General features: G+C 75.7%; 18 protein-coding genes. 7 read left to right on the top strand and 11 right to left on the bottom strand.

Annotated features, from left to right (window positions below):
* The first annotated feature begins 178 nt into the window (after nucleotides 1–178).
* The 4 genes from eccB (at nucleotide 179) to HPT28_RS24675 (ending at nucleotide 6,213) form a co-directional block, all read left to right on the top strand.
* Nucleotides 179–1,714: a type VII secretion protein EccB gene (eccB, locus tag HPT28_RS24660; RefSeq protein ID WP_219093865.1), complete on the top strand. Its 1,536-nt coding sequence runs from the start codon at nucleotides 179–181 to the stop codon at nucleotides 1,712–1,714.
* Nucleotides 1,711–2,919: a type VII secretion protein EccE gene (locus HPT28_RS24665; protein WP_219093866.1), complete on the top strand. Its 1,209-nt coding sequence runs from the start codon at nucleotides 1,711–1,713 to the stop codon at nucleotides 2,917–2,919. The genes eccB and HPT28_RS24665 overlap by 4 nt, the downstream gene beginning before the upstream one ends.
* Nucleotides 2,916–3,632, top strand: coding sequence for a hypothetical protein (locus HPT28_RS24670; RefSeq protein WP_257579384.1), 717 nt, complete (start codon nucleotides 2,916–2,918; stop codon nucleotides 3,630–3,632). The genes HPT28_RS24665 and HPT28_RS24670 overlap by 4 nt, the downstream gene beginning before the upstream one ends.
* A gap of 232 nt (nucleotides 3,633–3,864) precedes the next feature.
* Nucleotides 3,865–6,213 (top strand): collagenase, encoded by a 2,349-nt coding sequence (locus HPT28_RS24675; RefSeq protein WP_308119504.1) that lies wholly within the window; start codon nucleotides 3,865–3,867, stop codon nucleotides 6,211–6,213.
* 84 nt (nucleotides 6,214–6,297) lie between these two features.
* Here HPT28_RS24675 and HPT28_RS24680 read toward each other — a convergent pair whose 3' ends face one another.
* From HPT28_RS24680 to HPT28_RS24715, 8 genes are all read right to left on the bottom strand, one after another.
* Complete coding sequence (locus HPT28_RS24680; RefSeq protein WP_219093867.1) at nucleotides 6,298–7,026, bottom strand: GntR family transcriptional regulator; 729 nt, start codon at nucleotides 7,024–7,026, stop codon at nucleotides 6,298–6,300.
* A 68-nt stretch (nucleotides 7,027–7,094) separates the two neighbouring features.
* Nucleotides 7,095–8,480, bottom strand: a complete 1,386-nt coding sequence (locus HPT28_RS24685; RefSeq protein ID WP_219093868.1) for an aldehyde dehydrogenase family protein — start codon at nucleotides 8,478–8,480, stop codon at nucleotides 7,095–7,097.
* Entirely contained in the window at nucleotides 8,477–9,481 is a 1,005-nt protein-coding gene (locus HPT28_RS24690) for a proline racemase family protein (protein ID WP_219093869.1), read from the bottom strand. The genes HPT28_RS24685 and HPT28_RS24690 overlap by 4 nt, the downstream gene beginning before the upstream one ends.
* Nucleotides 9,482–9,500: 19 nt before the next feature.
* The gene (locus tag HPT28_RS24695) at nucleotides 9,501–10,409 is read right to left on the bottom strand and encodes a dihydrodipicolinate synthase family protein (protein WP_219093871.1); all 909 of its coding nucleotides are present in this window, start codon (nucleotides 10,407–10,409) and stop codon (nucleotides 9,501–9,503) included.
* 95 nt (nucleotides 10,410–10,504) lie between these two features.
* Nucleotides 10,505–12,034: an NAD(P)/FAD-dependent oxidoreductase gene (locus HPT28_RS24700; protein WP_219093873.1), complete on the bottom strand. Its 1,530-nt coding sequence runs from the start codon at nucleotides 12,032–12,034 to the stop codon at nucleotides 10,505–10,507.
* Nucleotides 12,015–12,329, bottom strand: a complete 315-nt coding sequence (locus HPT28_RS24705) for a (2Fe-2S)-binding protein (protein ID WP_219093875.1) — start codon at nucleotides 12,327–12,329, stop codon at nucleotides 12,015–12,017. The genes HPT28_RS24700 and HPT28_RS24705 overlap by 20 nt, the downstream gene beginning before the upstream one ends.
* A gap of 107 nt (nucleotides 12,330–12,436) precedes the next feature.
* Nucleotides 12,437–13,585, bottom strand: a complete 1,149-nt coding sequence (locus tag HPT28_RS24710) for an FAD-binding oxidoreductase (protein WP_219093877.1) — start codon at nucleotides 13,583–13,585, stop codon at nucleotides 12,437–12,439.
* A 170-nt stretch (nucleotides 13,586–13,755) separates the two neighbouring features.
* Complete coding sequence (locus HPT28_RS24715; protein WP_219093879.1) at nucleotides 13,756–14,394, bottom strand: GntR family transcriptional regulator; 639 nt, start codon at nucleotides 14,392–14,394, stop codon at nucleotides 13,756–13,758.
* A gap of 186 nt (nucleotides 14,395–14,580) precedes the next feature.
* On the opposite strand from HPT28_RS24715, the gene HPT28_RS24720 reads away from it, so the two are divergent.
* Both HPT28_RS24720 and HPT28_RS24725 read left to right on the top strand, forming a co-directional pair.
* Nucleotides 14,581–15,339 carry a sulfite exporter TauE/SafE family protein gene (locus tag HPT28_RS24720; RefSeq protein WP_219093881.1) on the top strand — a complete coding sequence of 253 codons (759 nt, stop codon included), beginning with the start codon at nucleotides 14,581–14,583 and terminating at the stop codon, nucleotides 15,337–15,339.
* An 88-nt stretch (nucleotides 15,340–15,427) separates the two neighbouring features.
* Nucleotides 15,428–16,324: a S41 family peptidase gene (locus HPT28_RS24725; RefSeq protein WP_219093883.1), complete on the top strand. Its 897-nt coding sequence runs from the start codon at nucleotides 15,428–15,430 to the stop codon at nucleotides 16,322–16,324.
* Here the strand turns inward: HPT28_RS24725 and HPT28_RS24730 are convergent.
* Together HPT28_RS24730 and HPT28_RS24735 are read right to left on the bottom strand one after the other, a co-directional pair.
* The gene (locus HPT28_RS24730; RefSeq protein WP_219093885.1) at nucleotides 16,293–17,660 is read right to left on the bottom strand and encodes an FAD-binding oxidoreductase; all 1,368 of its coding nucleotides are present in this window, start codon (nucleotides 17,658–17,660) and stop codon (nucleotides 16,293–16,295) included. The genes HPT28_RS24725 and HPT28_RS24730 overlap by 32 nt on opposite strands.
* Before the next feature lie 183 nt (nucleotides 17,661–17,843).
* The gene (locus tag HPT28_RS24735) at nucleotides 17,844–18,440 is read right to left on the bottom strand and encodes a TetR/AcrR family transcriptional regulator (RefSeq protein ID WP_219093887.1); all 597 of its coding nucleotides are present in this window, start codon (nucleotides 18,438–18,440) and stop codon (nucleotides 17,844–17,846) included.
* A 62-nt stretch (nucleotides 18,441–18,502) separates the two neighbouring features.
* Here HPT28_RS24735 and HPT28_RS24740 point away from each other — a divergent pair, with 62 nt between their 5' ends.
* Nucleotides 18,503–19,000, top strand: a complete 498-nt coding sequence (locus tag HPT28_RS24740) for an SRPBCC family protein (RefSeq protein WP_219093889.1) — start codon at nucleotides 18,503–18,505, stop codon at nucleotides 18,998–19,000.
* A gap of 99 nt (nucleotides 19,001–19,099) precedes the next feature.
* On the opposite strand, the gene sucB is transcribed toward HPT28_RS24740, so the two are convergent.
* Nucleotides 19,100–20,102, bottom strand: a 1,003-nt coding sequence (gene sucB, locus HPT28_RS24745) for a 2-oxoglutarate dehydrogenase, E2 component, dihydrolipoamide succinyltransferase (RefSeq protein WP_219093891.1), incomplete at its 5' end; no start/stop codon positions are given.

Consider the following 20,102-nt stretch of genomic DNA (forward strand, 5'->3'; position numbering starts at 1 on the left):
GGCCGCACCGGCGCCCGCCGCCCGCCCGACGCTGCGCTGCACCGGCTCGGCCCGCCGCCCCGGCCGAACCCGGCCGCCCCCGGCCGCGCCCCCGGGCCCGCCCGCCGGCAGCCCCGCTGACCGGCGGCCCACCGAGGACGCCCCCGATCCGCACCAGGACGACCCACAGGAACCCGGAATGGCCACCACACGAGAACTCGCCGAAGCCCACGCCTACGAGAACCGGCGCCAGGCCACCGGCCTCTTCCGGGGCGCCGACGAGGCGCTGCGCGACCCCCGCCGCCGCGTCAACCGCGCCCTGGCCGGCGGCGTCGCCATGGGCGTCCTGATCATGGCCGGATTCGGCATCGCCGGCTGGCTGGGCGGCGGACGCGGCCCCAAGCTGCCGCAGAACGGCGCCGTGGTCGTCGGCGGCAGCGGCGACCGCTACGTCGTCAGCGAGGGCACCGTGCACCCCGCCCTCAACCTGGCCTCCGCGCTCCTCGTCGGCGGCGGCCGGGTCACCGAGGTCCGGCAGGCCGCGCTGGACGAGGCCCCACGCGGGCTGCCCGTCGGCATCCCCTCCGCCCCCGACGCCCTCCCGGGCGAGGGTGACCTCAGCACCGACCCGTGGACCGTGTGCACCGTCCCCGCCACGGACACCGAACGCCGCGCGCGGACCTACGTCTACGTCGCCCTCCCCGAGGCCGCCCCGGCGAGCGGCTCCGCCGCCTCGGCGACCGTGCTCGCCGAGGCGCCCGGCGGCACGCTGTGGCTGCTCGACTCCGGCCGCCGCTACCGGGTCTCCGAGGGCGTCGCCGCGACCCTCGGCCTCCAGCGGGCCCAGCGGGTGCCGCTGCCCGACGCGCTCCTGGCCACCGTCCCCGAGGCCCCGGCCATCGACACCCCCGAGGTCGACGAGGGCGGCGAACCCGCCGCCGAGGTGGGCGTCGAGGCCGCCGTCGGCGACGTCGTCCACAGTGACCTGAACGGGGTGAACCCCCAGTACTACACGGTACGCCCGGACGGGCTCGTCGCCGTCTCCGAGCTCGTGTACACGCTGCTGCGCGCCACCGACGTCGCCGAGCACGAGCTGACGCCGGTGCAGGCCGCCGAAGCGCCCCGCTCGGGCGCCCGGGCCCCCGGCGACCCCGCCTGGCCCGAGCGGCTGCCGGACGCCGACCGGCTCGACCGCAACCGTCCGCTCTGCGTCACCACGCCCACCGGCTCCGCCCCCGGCGACGCGCCCTGGGAGGCCGTCGTCCACCTGCCCGGCCGGCTCCCTGAGCCCGCCGGACTCAGCCCCGTCGCCCCCGCGGACGGCACCACCCTCGGCATCGTCACCGGTGTCTACGTCCGGCCCGGCAGCGGCGCCCTCGTCCGGGCCACCGCCTCCGCCGGGGCGGGCGGCACCTACACCCTCGTCACCGACGGCGGCACGGCCTACCCCCTCGCCACCGCCGAGGCCGTCGAGCGGCTCCGGTACACCCCCGCCGACGCGCCGACGCTGCCCGCCGCCTACGTCGGCCTGCTGCCGCGCGGCCCCGTCCTCGACCCCCGCGCCGCGGCCGTCGAGCACCAGGGCGACGGCCGGACCGGGGCGGGCCCCGAGCCGGACGAGGAGGCCGACGCCTCCCCGGACGCCGGGCAGGACGAGGGGAGCGGGGAGAGCGAGAGCTCCGGGGACGAAGAGCAGGACGAGAGCGCCGAGGGCGCGGAGGAGGGCGACGCATGAGGCTCCCGAAGACCACCGCGTTCGGCCGGGCCCGGGCCGTGACGCTCCAGGGCGCGCTCGGTGCCGGACTCGCCGGAGCCGCGCTCGGCGGCCCGGAGGGCTGGGCGCTGCTCGCCGCGGGCGCCGGCACCGGCGTCCTCGCCGTCCTGCGGCGCGACGGGCAGTGGCTCGACGCCCGGCTCCTGGCCCGGCTGTGCCGGGGTGCCCTCGCCCCCGGCCCCGGCGGCCCCCGGGACCCGGGGCTCGGCCTCGCCGCGACGCTCCTGCCCGCCTTGGAGACCACCGAGACCGCCGACCGCAACGGCGGGCCGGTCGGCGTCCTGTCCGACGGCCGCGGCCACGCCGCCGTCCTCGCCCTGCCGTCCGGCGTCCTGCCCGCGCCGGCCGCCGACACGCTCGGCGAGTGGCTCGCCCACGACCCCGCCCGCCCGGTGACCGTCCAACTCCTCGTCGAACAGTTCGGGCTGCCGTCCTGGGACTTCCACCGCCGTTTCGAACCCACCCTCGCCTACCGCCAACTCCCGGCCGGATCACGGCCCGTGGCCGTCCGCTCCCACCTGGTGGTGCGCTACGAGCCCTGGGACGCCCCCGAGGTGGCCGACGCCCGGGGCGGCGGAGCGGCGGGGGCGCGCGCCGCGCTCGCCGCCGCCACCGCCCGGCTCCGCGCCCGCCTGGCCGCGCTGGACGTGCCCGCCGAACCGCTGGACGGGGACGGGCTGCGGGAGCTGCTGCGCGACGCGGGCGACCCGGACGGCTCCGGCCGGGCCCTGGCCGACAGCTGGGCGGGCCCCCACACCACCCACTGCGCGCTCGCCGCCCGGCTCGCCGGAACCGATGCCTGGCTGCGGCTGCTGACCGAGCTGTCGGCGACCGGGCTGGAGCGCACCGTCGCCGCCGTGACGTTCAGCCGCACCGCGACGGGCACCGAGGCGCGGGCGGCCGTGCGGCTCGTGAGCGGCGCCGCCCAGCGGGCGGCGGAGTGCCGCGAGCGGCTCGTCGGAGCCGGCACGGCGCTGCCGCTCACCGGGGCCCAGCCCGCCGGGCTGGTGGCGACGCTGCCCGTCGCCCACCCCGCCCGGCCGCTGGAGGCCGCCACCGGCTTCGCCCCGGACCAGGCCCGCCGCACCTCCCAGGCCCGCCGGACCTCGTCCGCCGCGCCCGCGACCTCGTCCGCCGCCCACCCCCTGCCGACGGGAACCCCATGAGCCGCCACCGCTCCACCGCCCCGGCCCGCGCCGCGTCCCCGGCGTCCCCCGCGTACCCGGATCTGACGGCCCTTCCGGTCAGCCCGCCGTCGGCCGCCGGGGGCGAGGGCTTCCCGTTGTTCCCCGCGCCCAGCGGCATCCACCTGGGCACCGACCGCACCGGACAGGCCGTCACCCTGCCCGCGTTCGGCCCCCGGAGCATCCGCGTCGGTGTGCTCGGCGAGTCCCTGTTCGGCCGCCTGCTGGCCTGTCGGCTCGTCGCCACCGGCGCCGCCGTGACGGCCGCCACCCGCGGCCCGGCCCTGTGGACGCCCCTCCAGGCCGCCTGCGGTGAGCGCCTGACCGTCTCCGAGGCCGCCACCGCCTGGCCGCCGGGACCCGCCACGGCCCCGGGAGCGGGGCCCGGCCCGCAGGCCCTCGTCACCGATCTGCGGCGGCCTCCCGGCGCGCCCGCGCACCCGCGCGCCTGGACCACCGTCGTCCACGTCACCCGCCGCGCCCCCGCCCGCTCGGCGCACTGGCGGCAACCCGACGCCGTCCTCGTCCTGGACGCGGGCTACGCCGACGCCGTCACACCCGTGCTCGGTGAGGCCGCCGGGCGGCTGACGGCCTCTCTGGCGCAGGGCGAGATCGCCATGTTCCGCCCCACGGGAGCCGACATCCTGCGGCTGGACATCGCCCCCGCCGAGACGGCCCTGCTCCGGCCCGCCTGAGCACACCGGGCGGGCCGCCGCCGCGGTCCGGGCCGGTGCGCCCGGTCGGGCCGGACCGGTGTCCGCCGCGCGTGATCCGGGCGCAGTGGGTTGTCAGTGCAATGTCACACTACTACGTTACACGTCACATGGCGCTCGCCTGAGCCAAGTACGGCTGGTTCAGGCGAGGTTGCTCGCGTGCCGCCGCACGGGAGCCTCAGGCCGACCACCCACCCCCCAACAGGAGCCACAGGTGTCCATCCTCAGATCCCTGCGCGGCCAGGCGGTCGCGGCCTTGGCCGCAGCTCTGCTGTGCGGCCCGGCAGTCCAGGCCGGCCACGCGGCCGCGCCCGCCTCCTCACCGACGTCTCCGGCGCCCGGCCAGCACCCGGCCGGGCCCTCCCCGTCGGAGCGGAGCCGCTTCGACCGGGTCGACCGGCTCGCCGAGGCGCCCCGCCCCGGCAGCCGAACCCCCGACGCCCCGGGCGGCCTGAGCCAGGGCCGTGTCCCCGGCCCGCGGCAGGACGAGAACCCGAAGAGCGCACCGCCCGCGGGTGCGAGCGCCGAGGGGGCGAGCGTCCCCTGCACGCTCGACTCCGTCACCGGCCTGAGCCCCGAGCGGTTCACCGACTTCCTCGCCGACCCGGCCGTCACCGCCGACGGCTGCCTGCGCTCCATCCTGTGGACGTGGGACGGGCGCCTGACCCCGGTCATGTCGGACGCGCACGTCCAGGCCGTCTCACGCCGCGCCACCGCGCTGTCCGCCGGCCACGACGGCACCAACGGCGGCCATCTGCTGGAGATGTTCACCTACCTCCACGCCGTCGCCTACCACGACTTCTCGCGCGAGGAGATCGACGTCACCGACCCGCCGACCGTGGGCGCGATGCGCGGCGCCGTGGACGCCTTCGGGTCCGCCGACCGCACCTTCGACGTGACCCGCACGAACGCCGAGACCCTCCGCGAGGCGCTGTACGCCGCCAGCGCGCCCGGCCTGCGCCAGCACCAGCTCCCGCTCGTCACGCGGGTGCTGGAGACCATGGACGCCGGCCATCCCGACACGGCCGGGGATCCGGCCTGGGGCGGGAGCGCGCTGGCCGCCCTCAGCCTCAACTACCTCGGCGTCTACCCGGGCAACCAGGACACCGCGTTCCGTGCCGCCGTCGCCGCGGACCCGGGGTACCGCTCGGCCTTCGCGTCCTTCGCCGGGCACACCCACCTCAAGGACACGGCCAACGCCTGGGTGGTGCGCGACGCCCTCGGCGAGTACGGCCGGTTCGGCCAGATCGACTCCCTGCGCGGCGAGATCGTGACCGGACTCGGCGGCATGCTGGAGACCACGGTCCGCAACTTCGGCGAGGGCAGCCAGCCCTGGGCCAAGGTCGTCACCTGGCTCATCGAGTTCGACGCCTGCGCGCCGTACGGAGTGTGCCGGGAGGACATCGAGCGGCGCATCTTCCCGCACACCTACACCTACGACGACGGCGCGCTCGTCGTCCGCACCGGCCTCGACCGGCCCACCGTCGACCAGCTCTACTACGCGAGCAAGCAGGTCACGGGCCAGTTCGAACGGGTCCTGGGCACCCGCGAGCCGCTGGCGGGAGACCCCAACACCACGCTGCGCGCCGTGCTGTACGCATCCCGCGCGGACTACGAGACGTACCATCCCCTGCTCACCGGGATGGGCACGAACAACGGCGGGATCTACATCGAGCGTGGCGCGACCTTCTACACCTACCAGCGCCGCGTCCCCCAGGATTCCTCGCTCACCCTCGAGGAGCTCTTCCGGCACGAGTACACCCACTACCTCAACGGCCGGTGGGCGGTGCCCGGCTTCTTCGGCGAGGCTCCCTGGTACGAGGGCGACCGGACGACGGCCATGGACGAGGGCACGGCCGAGTTCTTCGCCGGCGGCACCCGCGATGACGGCGTCCGGGTCCGCGAGGCCCTGGTGCGCAGCATCATGAGCGACACGGCGGGCGGCGGGCCGCGGATGACCGTGGACGAGATCCTGCACGCCACCTACGCGGACGACGGCTTCCGCTTCTACGGCTACGCGGGCACGCTGTACGGCTTCCTGTGGACCGAACGTCCCTCGCTGATCCGGGAGATGTACGGCTACCTGCGGGCCGACGACCCCGCCGGCTTCGACGCCTGGCGGGAGCGGCTGAGCGGGGACGCCGCGCTGCAGCGCGGGTACGACGCGTTCCTCGACACCCAGATCGCCCACGTCGACGAGCTGTTCGTGCCCGACACGCAGTACACCCCGGTGGCGGAGCTGGACCACGCCTCGGCCGGCGCGGTCCGCGACGCCTTCGCCGCCGCGACCTACCTGACGCCCGCCTGCCGGTCCGCCGGCGCGCCGGAGCGCCCCCGGTTCGTCTGCACGGGCCGCGTCACGGCCAACCTGAGCCGCGCGGACGACGCCGACCAGGTCTTCCGGGACATGAGCGAGACCGTCGACTACTTCATCCTCGAACGGTCGGTGTCGGGCGGCGACAACCTGGCCGACATGAACTGCTCGTTCGGGGAGGTGGACATCTGGTCCGACCGGCGGGCCGGAACGGCGGACTACCGCTGCGAAGGACCCCTGCGCGCCTGATCCGCCACGGGCCGGGGCTCCCGCGACCGCGGGAGCCCCGGCCCGTGGGCCCGCGCCCTCGCGCCGGGCGCGCGGCGGGCGGGCTCAGCGGCCGGCGCGGCCCTTCCGCTTCGGGGCGGGCCGGCCGTCTGCCTCCGTCCGCCGCTCCTCCCGGCCCTTCGCCCACAGCGAGCGCACATGGCCGAGGTGGCGTGCGATGCACTCCTCGGCCGCTTCGGCGTCGCCCGCCAGCATCAGGTCGAGGAGTTCGAGGTGCTCCTCCGCGGACGGGATGAGCTGGTCACGCTCGTCCAGGGTGGTCAGCCCGTACAGGCGCGAGCGCTTGCGCAGCTCGCCGACCGTCTCGACGAGCCGTTCGTTGCCGGAGAGGGCGAGCAGGGCGAGGTGGAACCGGCGGTCGGCCTCCAGATAGCCGATGAGGTCGTGCCCGCGCGCGGCCCGCACGATCTCCTCGGCCAGCGGGCGGAGGGCGTCGAGCTCCTCGCGGGAGGCGCTCCGGGTGATGCGGCCGATCGTCGGAACCTCGATCAGGGTGCGGATCTCCGTGTACTGGTCGAGGTCGCGCTCGTTGACCTCGGTGATCCGGAAGCCCTTGTTGCGGACGGGCTCGACCAGGCCCTCGCGGGCCAGGTCGAGCATGGCCTCGCGCACCGGGGTGGCGGAGATGCCGAAGTCCTCGGCGAGCCCCGGCGCGGAGTAGACCTCGCCGGGGCGGAGTTCACCGGAGATCAGGGCCGCACGCAGCGCGTGGGCGACCTGGTCGCGCAGCCGCTCCCTGGTGGTGATGAGGTTGCGGTGCTTCAGGTGCCCCATGGTGTTCCCTTCGTGCGAGCGGGGCCACCAGGGTACAATGTCACGTTGTTTTGGCGGGTGTCAGGGTGTCAGGGGGTCAGGGTGTACGTCCGGGACGAGGTGTAGAAGTCCACGGCCGCGTGGCCCTGCTCCCGCGCACCGTGGCCGGACGCCTTGGCGCCGCCGAACGGCAGGTGGAAGTCGACGCCGGTGGACGGTGCGTTGACGCGGATCATGCCGGTGTCCAGCAGGTCCAGCCCGTGCAACACCGCGTCCAGGCCGGCCGTGTGCACCGAGGTGACCAGGCCGTACCGGACGGAGTTGGTGAGGCTGACGGCGTGGTCCAGATCCGCCGCGGGCAGGAGCGCGGCGACGGGCCCGAACACCTCGTCCCGCAGTAGCGGATGGTCCGACGGTACGTCTTCCGCCACGGTGGGGGACGCGTACCAGCCGGGGCGGCGGTCCCGGCCGGTGCCGCCGGTGAGCACCCGCAGCCCCTTCCAGGCGTTCTCCACGCGGGAGCGCGCCGGCTCGGAGATCAGCGGTCCGCACACCGTGGCCTCGTCGGCTGGGTCTCCCACGGGGACGGCACGGAGCGCCTCGGCGAGGGCCTCGCGCAGCGGGTCGAGCGCGGCGCCGACCGCGATCACCCGGCTGGTGGCCGTGCACTTCTGCCCCGCGTACCCGGCGATCGCGGCGGCGATGTGCGCGGCGGCCCGTTCGATGTCGGCGTCCGGCAGCACGATCGCCGCGTTGAGTCCGCCCATCTCGGCCTGGACGGGAACCCCTCGCGCGGTGGCCGTGTGGACGACCGTGGCGCCGGTGGCGGTTGAGCCGGTGAAAGAGACGACGTCGGCGGCGGAGACGAGCGCGTGGCCCTCGGCCGCGTGCCCGGCGACCGTGGTGAACACGTCGTCCGGAAGTGCCCGCCGCACGATCTCGGTCAGCCGCTGGGCACAGGCGGTCGCCTCGGGGGCGGGCTTGAGGACGACGGCGTTCCCGGCCGCGAGCGCGGGGGCGGCCTTCCAGCTCGGGATGGCGAAGGGGAAGTTCCAGGGCGTGACGAGTCCGGCGACGCCGTGCGGACGGCGCCGGGTCAGCAGCAGCCCCGCCCCGGCCGCCGCCTCGTGCACGGCGCCCGTGGGCTCGTAGGGGGCCTGGGCGTAGTAGCGCCAGATCGCCACCGTCCGGGCCACCTCGGCCCGGGCCTCGGTCAGGGGCTTGCCCACCTCCCGGACGGCGAGTCCGGCGAGCTCCCCGGCCGCGGCCTCGACGGCGGCGGCGACCGCGGAGAGCGCCGCGGCCCGGGCGGCCGCGCCGCCCCGGAACCAGCCGGGCTGGGCCGCGTGGGCCCGCTCGACGGCGGCGACGGTGGCGAAGGCCCCCGCCGCGGGCGCCTCCGCGAGGACCTCGGAGGGATCGGCGGGGTTGCGGGAGACGACGACGGGCGGGTGCGCGGTGGACGTGGTGGTCACAGGAGGAAGCCTCCGGGGAAGGGGTCGTTCGGGTCGAGGAAGTACTGCGCGGTGCCGGTGAGCCAGGCCCGGCCAGTGATCGTCGGAATCACGGCCGGCACCCCGCCGACCTCCGTCTTGGCGACGAGGCGGCCGGTGAACCGCGAACCGATGAAGGACTCGTTGACGAAGTCCCGGCCCAGCGGAAGCTCACCGCGGGCGTAGAGCTGGGCCATCCGGGCGGAGGTCCCCGTGCCGCACGGTGAGCGGTCGAACCAGCCCGGGTGCACGGCCATGGCGTGACGCGAGTGACGACCGTTCGAGCCCGGGGCCGCGAGGTAGACGTGCTTGAGCCCGCTGATGCCCGGCTGCTCCGGGTGGACGGGCCGCTCGGGCGAGGCGTTGACGGCGTCCATGAGGGCGAGCCCGGCCGCGAGCAGATCCTGTTTGCGCTCCCGGTCGAACGGCAGCCCCAGCGCGTCCACGTCGACGAAGGCGATGAAGTTCCCGCCGAAGGCGAGGTCGTAGGTGACCGTCCCGTAGCCCGGTACGGGCACCTTGCGGTCCAGGCCGACGGCGAACGCGGGCACGTTGGTGAGCGTGGCCGCCCTGGCCGCGCCCTCCTGGACGTGGACGTCGACGGAGACCAGCCCGGCCGGGGTGTCGAGGCGGACAGTGGTGACGGGCTCGACGGCCGGCACCATGCCCGTCTCGACGAGGACCGTGGCCACGCCGATGGTGCCGTGCCCGCACATCGGCAGCAGGCCGGAGACCTCGATGTAGAGGACCCCGTAGTCGGCGTCGGGGCGGGTCGGAGGTTGCAGGATCGCCCCGCTCATGGCGGCGTGGCCGCGGGGCTCGTACATCAGCAGCGTGCGGAGGTGGTCCAGGTGCTCGGTGAAGTGCTCTCTGCGGTCGGCCATCGTGTCGCCGGGGATGGTCCCGACCCCGCCGGTGACGACACGGGTGGGCATGCCCTCGGTGTGCGAGTCGACGGCGTGGAAGACATGACGTGTGCGCACGGGCGTCTCCTCTCCCGGCTCAGCGGTGTCCGTCGGCGACGGTCTTCTCGGTGGCGGCCCGCACCCCGGCCAGCGCCTCCCCGGCCAGCGGGAGGCGCGGCGGCCGGGTGGGGCCGCCGTGGCGGCCGACGATGTCCATGGAGACCTTGATGGCCTGCACGAACTCCGTTCTGGAGTCCCAGCGCAGCAGCGGGTGCAGGGAGCGGTAGAGCGGCAGGGCGGTGTCGAGGTCCCCGGCGACGGCGGCCCGGTAGAGGGCGGCGCAGGCGGCCGGGAAGGCGTTGGGGTATCCGGCGACCCAGCCGACGGCACCGGCGACGGCGAGTTCCAGCAGGACGTCGTCCGCCCCGATCAGCAGGTCCAGCTCCGGGGCGCGTTCGGCCAGCTCGTACGCCCGGCGCACGTCGCCGCTGAACTCCTTGACCGCCACCACCAGGCCCTCGGCGTGGAGTTCGGCGAGCAGCGCGGGCGTGAGGTCGACCTTGGTGTCGAAGGGGTTGTTGTACGCGACGACGGGCAGGCCGGCCCGGGCCACCTCGGCGTAGTGGGCGCGGACGGCGGCCGGTTCGGCGCGGAAGGCGTTGGGCGGCAGCAGCAGCACGGAGCCGCAGCCGGCTTCGGCGGCCTGCTCGGCCCAGCGCCGGGCCTCCGCGCTGCCGTAGGCGGCGACACCGGGCATGACGCGCGCTCCGTCGCCCGCCGCCTCGACGGCCGTGCGCACGACCCGCTCGCGTTCCGCGTCGGTGAGCGTCTGGTACTCGCCCAGGGAACCGTTCGGCACGACCCCGTCGCAGCCGTGTTCCAGCAGCCAGCGGACATGCTCGGCGTAGGCGTCGTGGTCGACCGAGAGATCCTCGCGCAGGGGGAGCGTGGTGGCGACCATGATGCCGCGCCAGGGGCGCTCGCTGTTCCACGTGGTGGCGGTCATGCCGTCGACCCTTCTGTAGTGTGTGACATTTCATTTAGCGGTGTGCGGAGGCCACCGGGGCCGCGCCCGTCCGGCGCCGGCAGGGCGGGAGCGCGTCACGCGTCCGCGCGGCCGCTCCCGTCGGGCGCCGACGCGGCCGGTTCGTCCGGTGCGACGGCTTCGTCGGGCGTACCGGGCTGATCGGGCACGCCCGGCGCGTCGAGCGAGCCCAGCACCCCGAGCGGCACCGGCACGGCGAACGGCCGGCGCTCGGGGGACGGCGGGACGGTCCCGCCGCTTCCGGCCGCCGCGAGACGGGCCACGGCCGATCCGCACATCCGCCCCTGGCACCAGCCCATCCCCGCGCGGGTGAGCAGCTTGACGGTGCGGGCGTCGCGGGCGCCGTCGTCGGCGACCGCCTCGCGGACCCGGCCCGCGGTGACCTCCTCGCAGCGGCAGACCTCGGTGGCGTCGTCGAGCCAGTCCGGCCAGCCCGGGCCGGGCGCGTGCGCGGCGGCCATCGCCTCGGCGAAGGCGCGCAGCCGGTCCCGGCGGCGGCGCAGCCGCCGGGCCCGCGCGCCACCGGCGAGCTCGGGGCGGCCGTGCAACGCGGCGGCCACCGCGAGGCCCGCCAGCTCGCCTTCGAGCAGGGCGAGTTGTGCGCCGCCGGCCCCGCCCGTCTCGCCCGCCGCCCACAGGCCGGGCACCGAGGTCTCCTGGGAGTCCCCCTGGGCGAGGGCGCGGGTCCCGTCGGGCGCCGACCGGGTGGCGCAGCCGAGCCCCGTCGCCAGCTCGATCTGCGGCACGAGCCCGTGCCCCACGGCCAGCGCGTCGCAGACGATCCGGCGGCCCGTCCCCGGAACGGGGCGCCAGCCGCGGTCGAGCCGGGAGACGGTGACCGCCTCCACCCGCCCGGTGCCGTGCACCTCGGTCACCGCGCTGCGCGGCCTCACGGCCACCCGGTGGCGCAGGAGGGACGCGCCGAACCCCAGCGCCTCGACGAGCTTGCCCGGGTTGGCGGCGAGCGCGCGCGGACGGCGGGCGTACCCGCCGTAGCCGGACGCCTCGACCACGGCGGGCACCCGGGCCCCGGCCGCCGCGAGGGAGGCGGCGACCGCGAGGAGCAGCGGCCCGCTGCCCGCGACGACGACGCGCCGACCGGGCAGCACCAGAGAGGACTTGAGCATCGCCTGGGCGCCCCCGGCTCCCACCACGCCCGGCACCGTCCACCCGGAGAAGGGCAGCTGCCGTTCGTACGCGCCCGTCGCGAGCAGGACCGCCCGCGCCCTCACCCGTACCGGACGGTCCCCCTCGCCGTCGGCGCCGCTGACGGCGTGCACCGCCCACAGGCCGTCGCCCTCCCGGGCCAGGGTCCAGACGTGGTGCCCGGGGAGGTGGTCGACGCCGCTCGCCTCCCCGCGACGGCGCAGCTCGGCGAAGACGGACCAGTCGTGGTGCAGGGCCTCGGGCCGCGCGGCACCCAGCTCCGGGCTCGGGTGCCGGTAGAACTGGCCGCCGAGCTGTCCGGAGGCGTCCAGCAGGGCGACCGACAGGCCGCGTTCGCGGGCCGTGACCGCCCCCGCGAGGCCGGCGCAGCCCGCGCCGATCACCGCGAGGTCGTACGGGTCAGACGCCGAGGCCGGCATGGCCGTCTCCCTCCTGGGTGCCGACCACGTCACCGGGCCGGGCGGGGACCAGGCACGTGCGGCGGTTGGGCTCGCCGTTGACGGTGGCGAGGCAGTCGTAGCACTGTCCGATGCCGCAGAACGCGCCGCGCGGGCGGCCGCCGCCGCGGGTGGTGCGCCAGGCCCGGACGCCCGCACCCCACAGCGCGGCGGCGATCGACTGCCCCGGCAGGGCGGTCACCGCCCGGCCGTCGAAGGTGATCTCGAACGCCGGGGCGGGCTGTGCCCCGACGAGTTCGGCGGGAGAGCGGGCCACTGCGGGTCTCCTCTCGTGCGGCGATGCGCGTGCGGTGGTTCTCGTGGGGCTGTTCGCGTGGGGCTGTTCGCGTGCGGTGGTTCTCGTCGGCGGTTCCTGTCGGGCGGTCAGCCGGCGGCGGCGAAGCGGCCGGGGGCGAACGGAGCGGGGTCGAGGGGAGGTCCGTCGCCCGTCAGCAGGGCGGAGACGAGCAGCCCGGTGGCCGGGGCGAGCCCGATGCCCGCGCCCTCGTGGCCGCACGCGTGGAGCAGGCCGGGGACCCGGGGATCGGTGCCGATCGCGGGCAGGTGGTCGGGCAGGTAGGGCCGGAACCCCGCGTACGTCCGGATCGCCCGGACCCGGGCCAGCACCGGGAACAACGCCGTGGCCTGGGCGGCGAGGCGCCGGAGGGCCTCCGTCGACAGGGTGCGGTCGAAGCCGACCCGTTCGCGGCTGGCCCCGATGAGGACGGGCCCCGCGGGGGTGCCCTCGACGACGGCCGAGGTCTGCAGGGCCGCCGCGTCACTCGCGACGTCGGCCACGTAGTCCGCCGCGTACACCTTGCGCCGCACCAGGCGGGGCAGCGGCTCGGTGACCAGGACGAAGCCCCGGCGGGGGAGGACGGGCAGGTTCACCCCCGCGAGCCGGGCCAGCGCGCCGCCCCAGGCCCCGGCCGCGTTCACCACGGCGGGGGCGTGCAGCTCCCCGGCCGCGGTCCGGACGCCGCGCACCGCGCCGTCCGCGGCGGTGAGGACGCCGGTCACCGCCTCGCCCAGCCGGAGGCGGGCGCCCGAGGCGCGCAGCAGCCGGGCCGCGGCGAGGGCGGGCTGGACCTGGGCGTCCTGGGGATAGAGGAAGCCGCCCGCGAGGTCCGGGGCGAGGTGCGGCTCCAGCTCGGTCAGCCGGTCGCCCGCGATCTCCCGGGCGGTGACGCCCGCCGCCCCCTGCGCTTCGGCGAAGAGCCGCAGCGCCCGCATCCGCGCCGCGTCGGCCGCGACGACGAGCCCGCCCTTGGCCTCGTACTCGATCCGCGCCGAAAGACGCTCGGCCAGCTCCCGCCACAAGTGCGTGGAGAGCAGGGCCAGTTCCAGCTCCGGGCCGGGCTCCTTGTCGGAGACCAGCAGGTTCCCCTCGCCGCTCCCGGTGGTGCCGCCCGCGACCGGCCCGCGGTCGATCACCGTGACGGACAGGCCGCGGCGGGCGGCGTAGTAGGCGCAGGCGGCACCGACCACCCCGGCGCCGATGACGATGAGGTCGCTCGGAGCTCTCGTGGGCACGGCTGTAATATTTCACATGGCACTGATGCTGCCAAGGCCCCGGCACGGGCCTGGGCACGACGCCTGCGGATCCGCGAGGAAGAACGCCGTCGAAGAGGGCCCTGCGGAAGGTGCCGTGGGGTGGAATGTGCCGTTCGGAACGCCCCCGTCGGCGGGAGCGCGGAGGGACGTCAGCCCGGCTGCCGCTCCGGGGCCGGGGCGCAGCCGAGGACGTGCTCCTTCACCAGCTGCGCCACCCGCGGGTCCGACCGGCGGAACGCCTCCACGACCGCGTCGTGCTCCTCCGCGTAGGACTGCTGCACGGTCCCGAGCCAACGGATGGACAGCGCCGTCCACACCTCGATGCCCAGCGACTCCCAGGTGTGCAGCAGCACGCTGTTCCCCGAGGCCCGCACCAGCTCGCGGTGGAAGGCCACGGTGTGCCGCACCTGGGCCTCGCCGTCGCCGACCCGGTCCGCCTCGTACAGCGCCGCCACATGCGGCTCCAGGGCGGACACGTCCTGGGCGAGCCGCGGCGCGGCCAGCTCCGCGGCCATCTGCTCCAGGCCCGCGCGCACCGGGTAGATCTCCTCCAGGTCGGCCGCCGACAGCGCCCGCACCCGCACGCCCTTGTTGGGCGCCGACTCGATCAGCCGCAGGGCCTCCAGCTCGCGCAGCGCCTCGCGCACCGGCGTCTGGCTGACGTGCAGCTCCACGGCGATCCGGCGTTCGACGATCCGCTCACCCGGGCTCCACCGGCCACTGACGATGCCCTCCACGATGTGCTCGCGGATCTGCTCACGTAGCGACTGGACGACGGGCGGTGCCATGGGCGCTCCTAACTGTCACCCTCGACAATACGGCGCCGTCCGTTCCGGCTACTCACCGGTCACCTCTTCGCGCCGTCGGGTCGGGGTAGTGTCCGTGACCATGCCCACGATCACGCAGCCCCCGCCGGGAGCCGGGCCAAAACCACCACCCGGACCGCCGCCCGGATCGGCGCCGGGACCGAGGCCGTGAACGCCCTCGAACTGGTGGCCATCGCGGCCTCGGGCGTCGCCGCCGGCGGGATCAACGCCGTCGTGGGCTCCGGGACGTTGATCACGTTCCCGACGCTGCTCGCCTTCGGCTATCCACCGGTGCTGGCCAACGTCTCCAACAACATCGGCCTCGTCCCCGGCGTCCTGAGCGCCGCCTACGGCTACCGCAGAGAGCTGAGGGGCCAGCGCCGCCGCGTCCTGCGGTTCGCCGCCGCGTCCTTCCTCGGCGGCCTCACCGGCGCGATCCTGCTGCTCACCCTGCCCGCCGAGACCTTCGCCGCCGTCGTCCCGGTGCTCATCCTCACCGCCTGCGTCCTCGTGCTGCTCCAGCCCCGGCTGAACCGCTGGCTCACCAGCCGCCGGCCGGCCGACGCCCACCCCGACGGCGGTGTCCCGCTGTGGCTCGGCGTCCTCGGCACCGGGGTCTACGGCGGCTACTTCGGCGCGGCCCAGGGCGTCCTCATGATGGGCCTCTTCGGCAGTTGCCTGCCCGACGACCTCCAGCGGCTCAACGCCGTCAAGAACGTGCTGTCCTCCGTGGTCAACGGCGTCGCGGCCGTCGTCTTCATCGCCGTCGCCCGCGTCGACTGGGCCGCCGCCGGAGCCATCGCCCTCGGGGCCACCCTCGGCGGCCTCCTCGGGGCCCGCATCGGGCGCAGGCTGCCCCCGGCTGCCCTCCGCGCCGTCATCGTCACGGTGGGCCTCACCGCCTCCGTCGCCCTGCTGGCCACGTGACTCCCGTACCGGGACGGCCGGTTCGGACACGCGCGGTGACGGGCGTGGCGGCCGGGCCCGCCACCGGGGCTGGCTAGGATCGCCGGTCATGCTCACCAACGCACAGATCATCGAACGGGCCCTGGACCGGATAGGCGCCGGCTACGTCTTCCCCGAGCAGGTCCCCGTGATCGACGGCGCGATCCGCCGCCGGCTCGCGGCCGGGGAGTACGACGGCCTGACCGGGTCCGCCCTCTGCAAGGCCGTCACCGCCCACCTCCAGGAGGCCTGCCCCGACGAGCATCTGCGGCTGCTGTGGAGCGACACGCCCCGCACCGCGGACGAGGGCGACGGTCAGGCCGCCTTCCAGGCCCTCCTCGCCGCCGAGAACCAGGGCGTACGCCGCTTCGAGCACCTCGACGGCAACATCGGGCTCCTGGACGTCCGCCGGATCGCCGAACCCGGCTCGGGTGCCCCCGCCATCGGGGCCGCGATGCAGCTCGTCGCCGGGAGCGACGCCCTTCTGCTCGACCTCCGTGCGTGCAGGGGCGGTTCGCCCGAGGGCGCCGCCCTGTGGTGCAGCTACTTCTTCCCGGACGGTGACGTCCACCTCAACGACATCCACGACCGGCCCGCCGGCACCACCCGCCAGCACTGGACGGCCGCCCACCTGCCGGCTCCGCGCTACCTCGACCGGCCGGTGTTCGTCCTCACCGGGCCCACGACGTTCTCCGGCGGGGAGGACGTCGCCTACACCCTCCAGGCCCACGGGCGTGCCGTCGTCGTGGGGGAGAGGACGCGCGGCGGGGCCCACCCGACGGAGCGGTACCCGGTGACCGGGCACGTCACGGTCACCGTGCCCACCGCCCGGACGGTGAGCACGGTGACCGGCACGAACTGGGAGGGCACCGGCGTCACCCCGGACATCCCCGCGACGGTCGACGAGGCGCCGGGGGCGGCCCACCGGGAGGCGCTCAGCCGGCTGCGGGACGGACGTTCCGGTTGAACCGGAAGAGGTTCTTCGGGTCGTAGGCGGCCTTCAGCGCCGCGAGCCTGGCGTAGGTCGCGGGCTCGAAGGCCTGGGCCGTCTGCGTCTCGTCGGCCGCGTCGCCGTCCCCGTACAGGAAGTTGACGCAGTGCCCGATGCGCCACGGGCCGAAGGCCTTCCGCAGCAGGGCGTGCTGCTCGCGGATCGCCGCCGGGTCGTCACCCCCGGGACCGGGCACGGAGATGACCCGCACGACGTACCGCGCCCGGCGGTGGTCGACGGCGATCCGGCCGGGACCGCGCCGGTCCAGGGCACCGCCGAGGTGCCGGAAGTCCACGACGCACGAGACGGGCGCGTCCGGCCCGGCCAGCTCCAGCACCGCCGCGGTGGCCTCCGGCGTCAGCTCGGTGAGCAGGGTGTTGGTGCCGGTGTAGGGGTGCGGCTCGTCGGAGTCCCGGTGAATGGTGCCGCACTCGGTGTACGGCATCTCCCGCAGCTCGTCCTCCAGCGGCTCCCCGACCGCACGCAGCGGCCGGACCAGCCGCTCGCCCTCGGCCGCCGGCCCGTCGAAGGCGATCCGCAGGGAGGTCACGTACCGGCCGCGCAGATGACCGGGCACCTCGGGCGCGTCCGGGTACGTGAGAAGGGTGAGGGTGGACGTCAGCTCCTCGGGCACCTCGGCGGTCCACCGCCGCCAGGCCTCCAGCACCGCCTCGACGTGCGGCTCCCCGAACACCAACTGCCCGCCGTAGACGGTCGACAGGGGGAAGAGGCCGATCTCCATCGAGGTGACGACGCCCAGGTTGCCGCCGCTGCCCAGCACCGCTCCGAACAGCTCCTCTCCCGGCACCGTCCGCCGCCGCTCGCCGTCGGCCGTGACGATCTCCAGCTCGCGGACGTGCTCGGCCGCGTACCCGTACCGCCGCGCCAGCAGGCCGATGCCGCCGCCCAGGAGGTAGCCGACCGCGCCCACGGTGTTGGACGAGCCGTTGAGCGGCGCCAGCCCGTGCGGTGCCGCCGCCGCGATCACGTCCTCCCACCGGGCCCCGGCCTCGATCCGCGCGGTGCGCGCCTCCGCGTCCACCGTCACGCCCCGCATCCGCCGGGTGCTGACCAGGACCCCGCCCTCGGCGGCCACGGACAGCCCGTGGCCCGTCGCCTGCACGGCCACCGGCAGCCCGTGGGCGTCCGCGTACCGCACCGCCCGCCGGATGTCCTCCGCGTGCGCCGCGCCGACGACGAGCGACGGCCGGTGCGCGTACGCCGTCTGGTAGCCCCCGACCTCCTCCTCGAACCCCGGGTCACCCGGCCGGAAGACCGGGCCGCTGAGTGTCTCAACTCCTGCCGTTCCCATGCCCCTTGTGATCTCCATGCCTCAAGGACGGTGCGCGCCCGGACAAGTCGGACAGTTGTGCAGTCTCCGCACTGGGGTTGGTCATCCAACAAGTGCGAAGACTGTATTACTTCGTGGCGGTCGCGCCCTGGTCGAGCCCCACTCGCGTCCCGGACGGCGGCCTTGTCCCGCCGCCGCTTCTCCTCAGCGGGGCGGGGGAGGTGCGAGCAGGGTGGCCGTGCAGTGCTCGGCGAGGGATTCGGCGTGTGGCGGGAGGGTGTCCCCGGAGCGCAGATGGCGGCGGACGAGGGTGAGTGGCAGGTCGACGAGGGCCAGGACCAGCCGCTCCGCGGTCTCCGGGTCCGCGTCGCCCAGCGGTGCGGTGGCGGCGCGGAGAGCCGCGAACACCCGGTCGTTGCCGCGATCCGCCCGCTCCTGGTGCTCGGCCGGCCACCGTTCCCGGCCGAAGGCCTCCGGGCCGTGCAGGAGGACGGCCGCCTGCTCGGGATGCCGTCGGCTCCAGGCGACGACGTGGCGGGAGGCGGCCGGCCCGGCCCGGAGTACGTCGTCGTCCGCCGTGAGCGCGGCGAGGTAGCCCTCCTGGAAGCGTTCCACGGTGCGCAGCCACACCTCGGCGAGCAGGACGTCTCGGCCGGGGAAGCGGTGGTAGACCGATCCGCTCGGGGCGTCGGCGGCCTGGGCGACGGCGGCCATCGTCACGGCCGGGGGGCCGGACGCGGCGGCGAGCCGCACCGCGGCGTCGAGGAGTTGGTCGGTGCTGAAGCGGGGTGGCCTGGCCATGTAGTGGAGGCTACTCTCTATATTAATTAGAGATGCGTCTCTAATACGTGAGGCAGGTTGGCATGGGCGTCTACAACGTGCACGAACGGCGGTTGGCGGGGAGCCGGGGCGAGGTGGGAACGCTGATCGACCGACTGGCGGGCGGTCAGGACGCGCTCTGGCCGCACGACGCGTGGCCGCGAATGCGGTTCGACGGGGCTCTGGGCGTCGGCGCGTCCGGCGGACACGGGCCCGTCCGCTACCACGTCGCCGCGTACGTGCCCGGCACCTGGGTGCGGTTCACGTTCGACGGGCCCAGGGGCTTCGACGGGTTCCACGAGTACGCGGTGCTGCCCGCCGACGCGGGCCGGACGATGCTGCGGCACACCCTGGCCATGAGGGCGCGGGGGCCGGCCCGGCTCACCTGGCCGTTGCTGTGGCGGCCCCTGCACGACGCCCTCCTGGAGGACAGCCTGGACCGCGCCGAGCGCGCCCTGACGGGAACGGTGCGCACCCCGGCCCGCTGGACCCCGTACGTACGCCTCCTGCGCGGCCTGGCCGGCCGTCCCGGGGCCCGGTGACGGGAGCGGTCCGGTAGCGGCGGCGCCCCGTAACGGCGTTGGCCCGCTCCGGCCGTCGGGGAGACGGCCGGAGCGGGCCAACGGGTGGAACGGGGTGGCTCAGAGGCCGAGTTCGCCCTCGAACTCGCCTGCCTCCAGGCGCTCCTTGACCTCGTTCAGGTAGCGGGCCGCGTCCGCACCGTCGACCAGCTGGTGGTCGTAGGAGAGGGTCAGGTAGGCCATGTCGCGGATCGCGATGGTCTCGCCCAGCTCCGGGTGGTTCACGACGACCGGGCGGCGCACGGTGGCGCCGATGCCCAGCTCGGCGACCTGCGGGTAGTTCACGATGATCGTGTCGAACAGCGCACCGCGCGAACCGGTGTTGCTGATCGTGAACGTGCCGCCGGACATGTCGTCCGGGCTCAGGCCGCCGCCGCGGACCTTGCCGGCCAGCTCGGCGGTGCGCTTGGCGATGCCCGCCAGGCTCAGGTCGCCCGCGCCCTTGATGACGGGGACCATGAGGCCCTTCTCCGAGTCCACCGCGATGCCCACGTTCTCGACGTCGTGGTAGGTGATGGTGCCGTCGTCGTTGATGCGGGCGTTGATGGACGGGTGGACCTTCAGCGCCTCGGCCGCGGCCTTCACGAAGAACGGCATCGGGGAGAGCTTCACGCCCTCACGGGCGAGGAAGGACTCCTTGGCCCGGGCCCGGAGCCGCATGATCCGGGTGACGTCGACCTCGACCACGGTGGAGAGCTGCGCCTGGTTGTGCAGCGCCTTCATCATGTTCTCGGCGATGACCTTGCGGATGCGGGACATCTTGACCGTCTGGCCGCGCAGCTCGGACGGCTGGGCCGCCGCCTTCGCCGCGCCCGCGGCGGGAGCCGCGGCGGCCGGGGCCTGGGCCTTGGCGGCCTCGGCCGCGGCCAGGACGTCCTGCTTGCGGATCCGGCCGCCCACGCCGCTGCCCCTGACCGTGGAGAGGTCCACGTTGTTCTCGGTCGCGAGCTTGCGCACGAGCGGGGTGACGTAGGCGCCACCGCCGGCCGCCGGGGCGGGGGCGGCGGGAACCGCCGGAGCCGGAGCGGGCGCCGGAGCCGGGGCCGGAGCGGCCGGCTGCGGG

Origin of the sequence: Streptomyces sp. JJ38 (genome assembly GCF_019303475.1) — a bacterium.
Lineage (GTDB): Bacteria > Actinomycetota > Actinomycetes > Streptomycetales > Streptomycetaceae > Streptomyces.

Excerpts from the sequence above, each read along its gene's own strand:
- eccB (WP_219093865.1), top strand. The coding sequence starts at position 179 with ATGGCCACCACACGAGAACTCGCCGAAGCCCACGCCTACGAGAACCGG.
- HPT28_RS24665 (WP_219093866.1), top strand. The coding sequence starts at position 1,711 with ATGAGGCTCCCGAAGACCACCGCGTTCGGCCGGGCCCGGGCCGTGACG.
- HPT28_RS24670 (WP_257579384.1), top strand. The coding sequence starts at position 2,916 with ATGAGCCGCCACCGCTCCACCGCCCCGGCCCGCGCCGCGTCCCCGGCG.
- HPT28_RS24680 (WP_219093867.1), bottom strand. The coding sequence starts at position 7,026 with ATGGGGCACCTGAAGCACCGCAACCTCATCACCACCAGGGAGCGGCTG.
- HPT28_RS24695 (WP_219093871.1), bottom strand. The coding sequence starts at position 10,409 with ATGACCGCCACCACGTGGAACAGCGAGCGCCCCTGGCGCGGCATCATG.
- HPT28_RS24700 (WP_219093873.1), bottom strand. The coding sequence starts at position 12,034 with ATGCCGGCCTCGGCGTCTGACCCGTACGACCTCGCGGTGATCGGCGCG.
- HPT28_RS24715 (WP_219093879.1), bottom strand. The coding sequence starts at position 14,394 with ATGGCACCGCCCGTCGTCCAGTCGCTACGTGAGCAGATCCGCGAGCAC.
- HPT28_RS24725 (WP_219093883.1), top strand. The coding sequence starts at position 15,428 with ATGCTCACCAACGCACAGATCATCGAACGGGCCCTGGACCGGATAGGC.
- HPT28_RS24730 (WP_219093885.1), bottom strand. The coding sequence starts at position 17,660 with ATGGGAACGGCAGGAGTTGAGACACTCAGCGGCCCGGTCTTCCGGCCG.
- HPT28_RS24735 (WP_219093887.1), bottom strand. The coding sequence starts at position 18,440 with ATGGCCAGGCCACCCCGCTTCAGCACCGACCAACTCCTCGACGCCGCG.
- HPT28_RS24740 (WP_219093889.1), top strand. The coding sequence starts at position 18,503 with ATGGGCGTCTACAACGTGCACGAACGGCGGTTGGCGGGGAGCCGGGGC.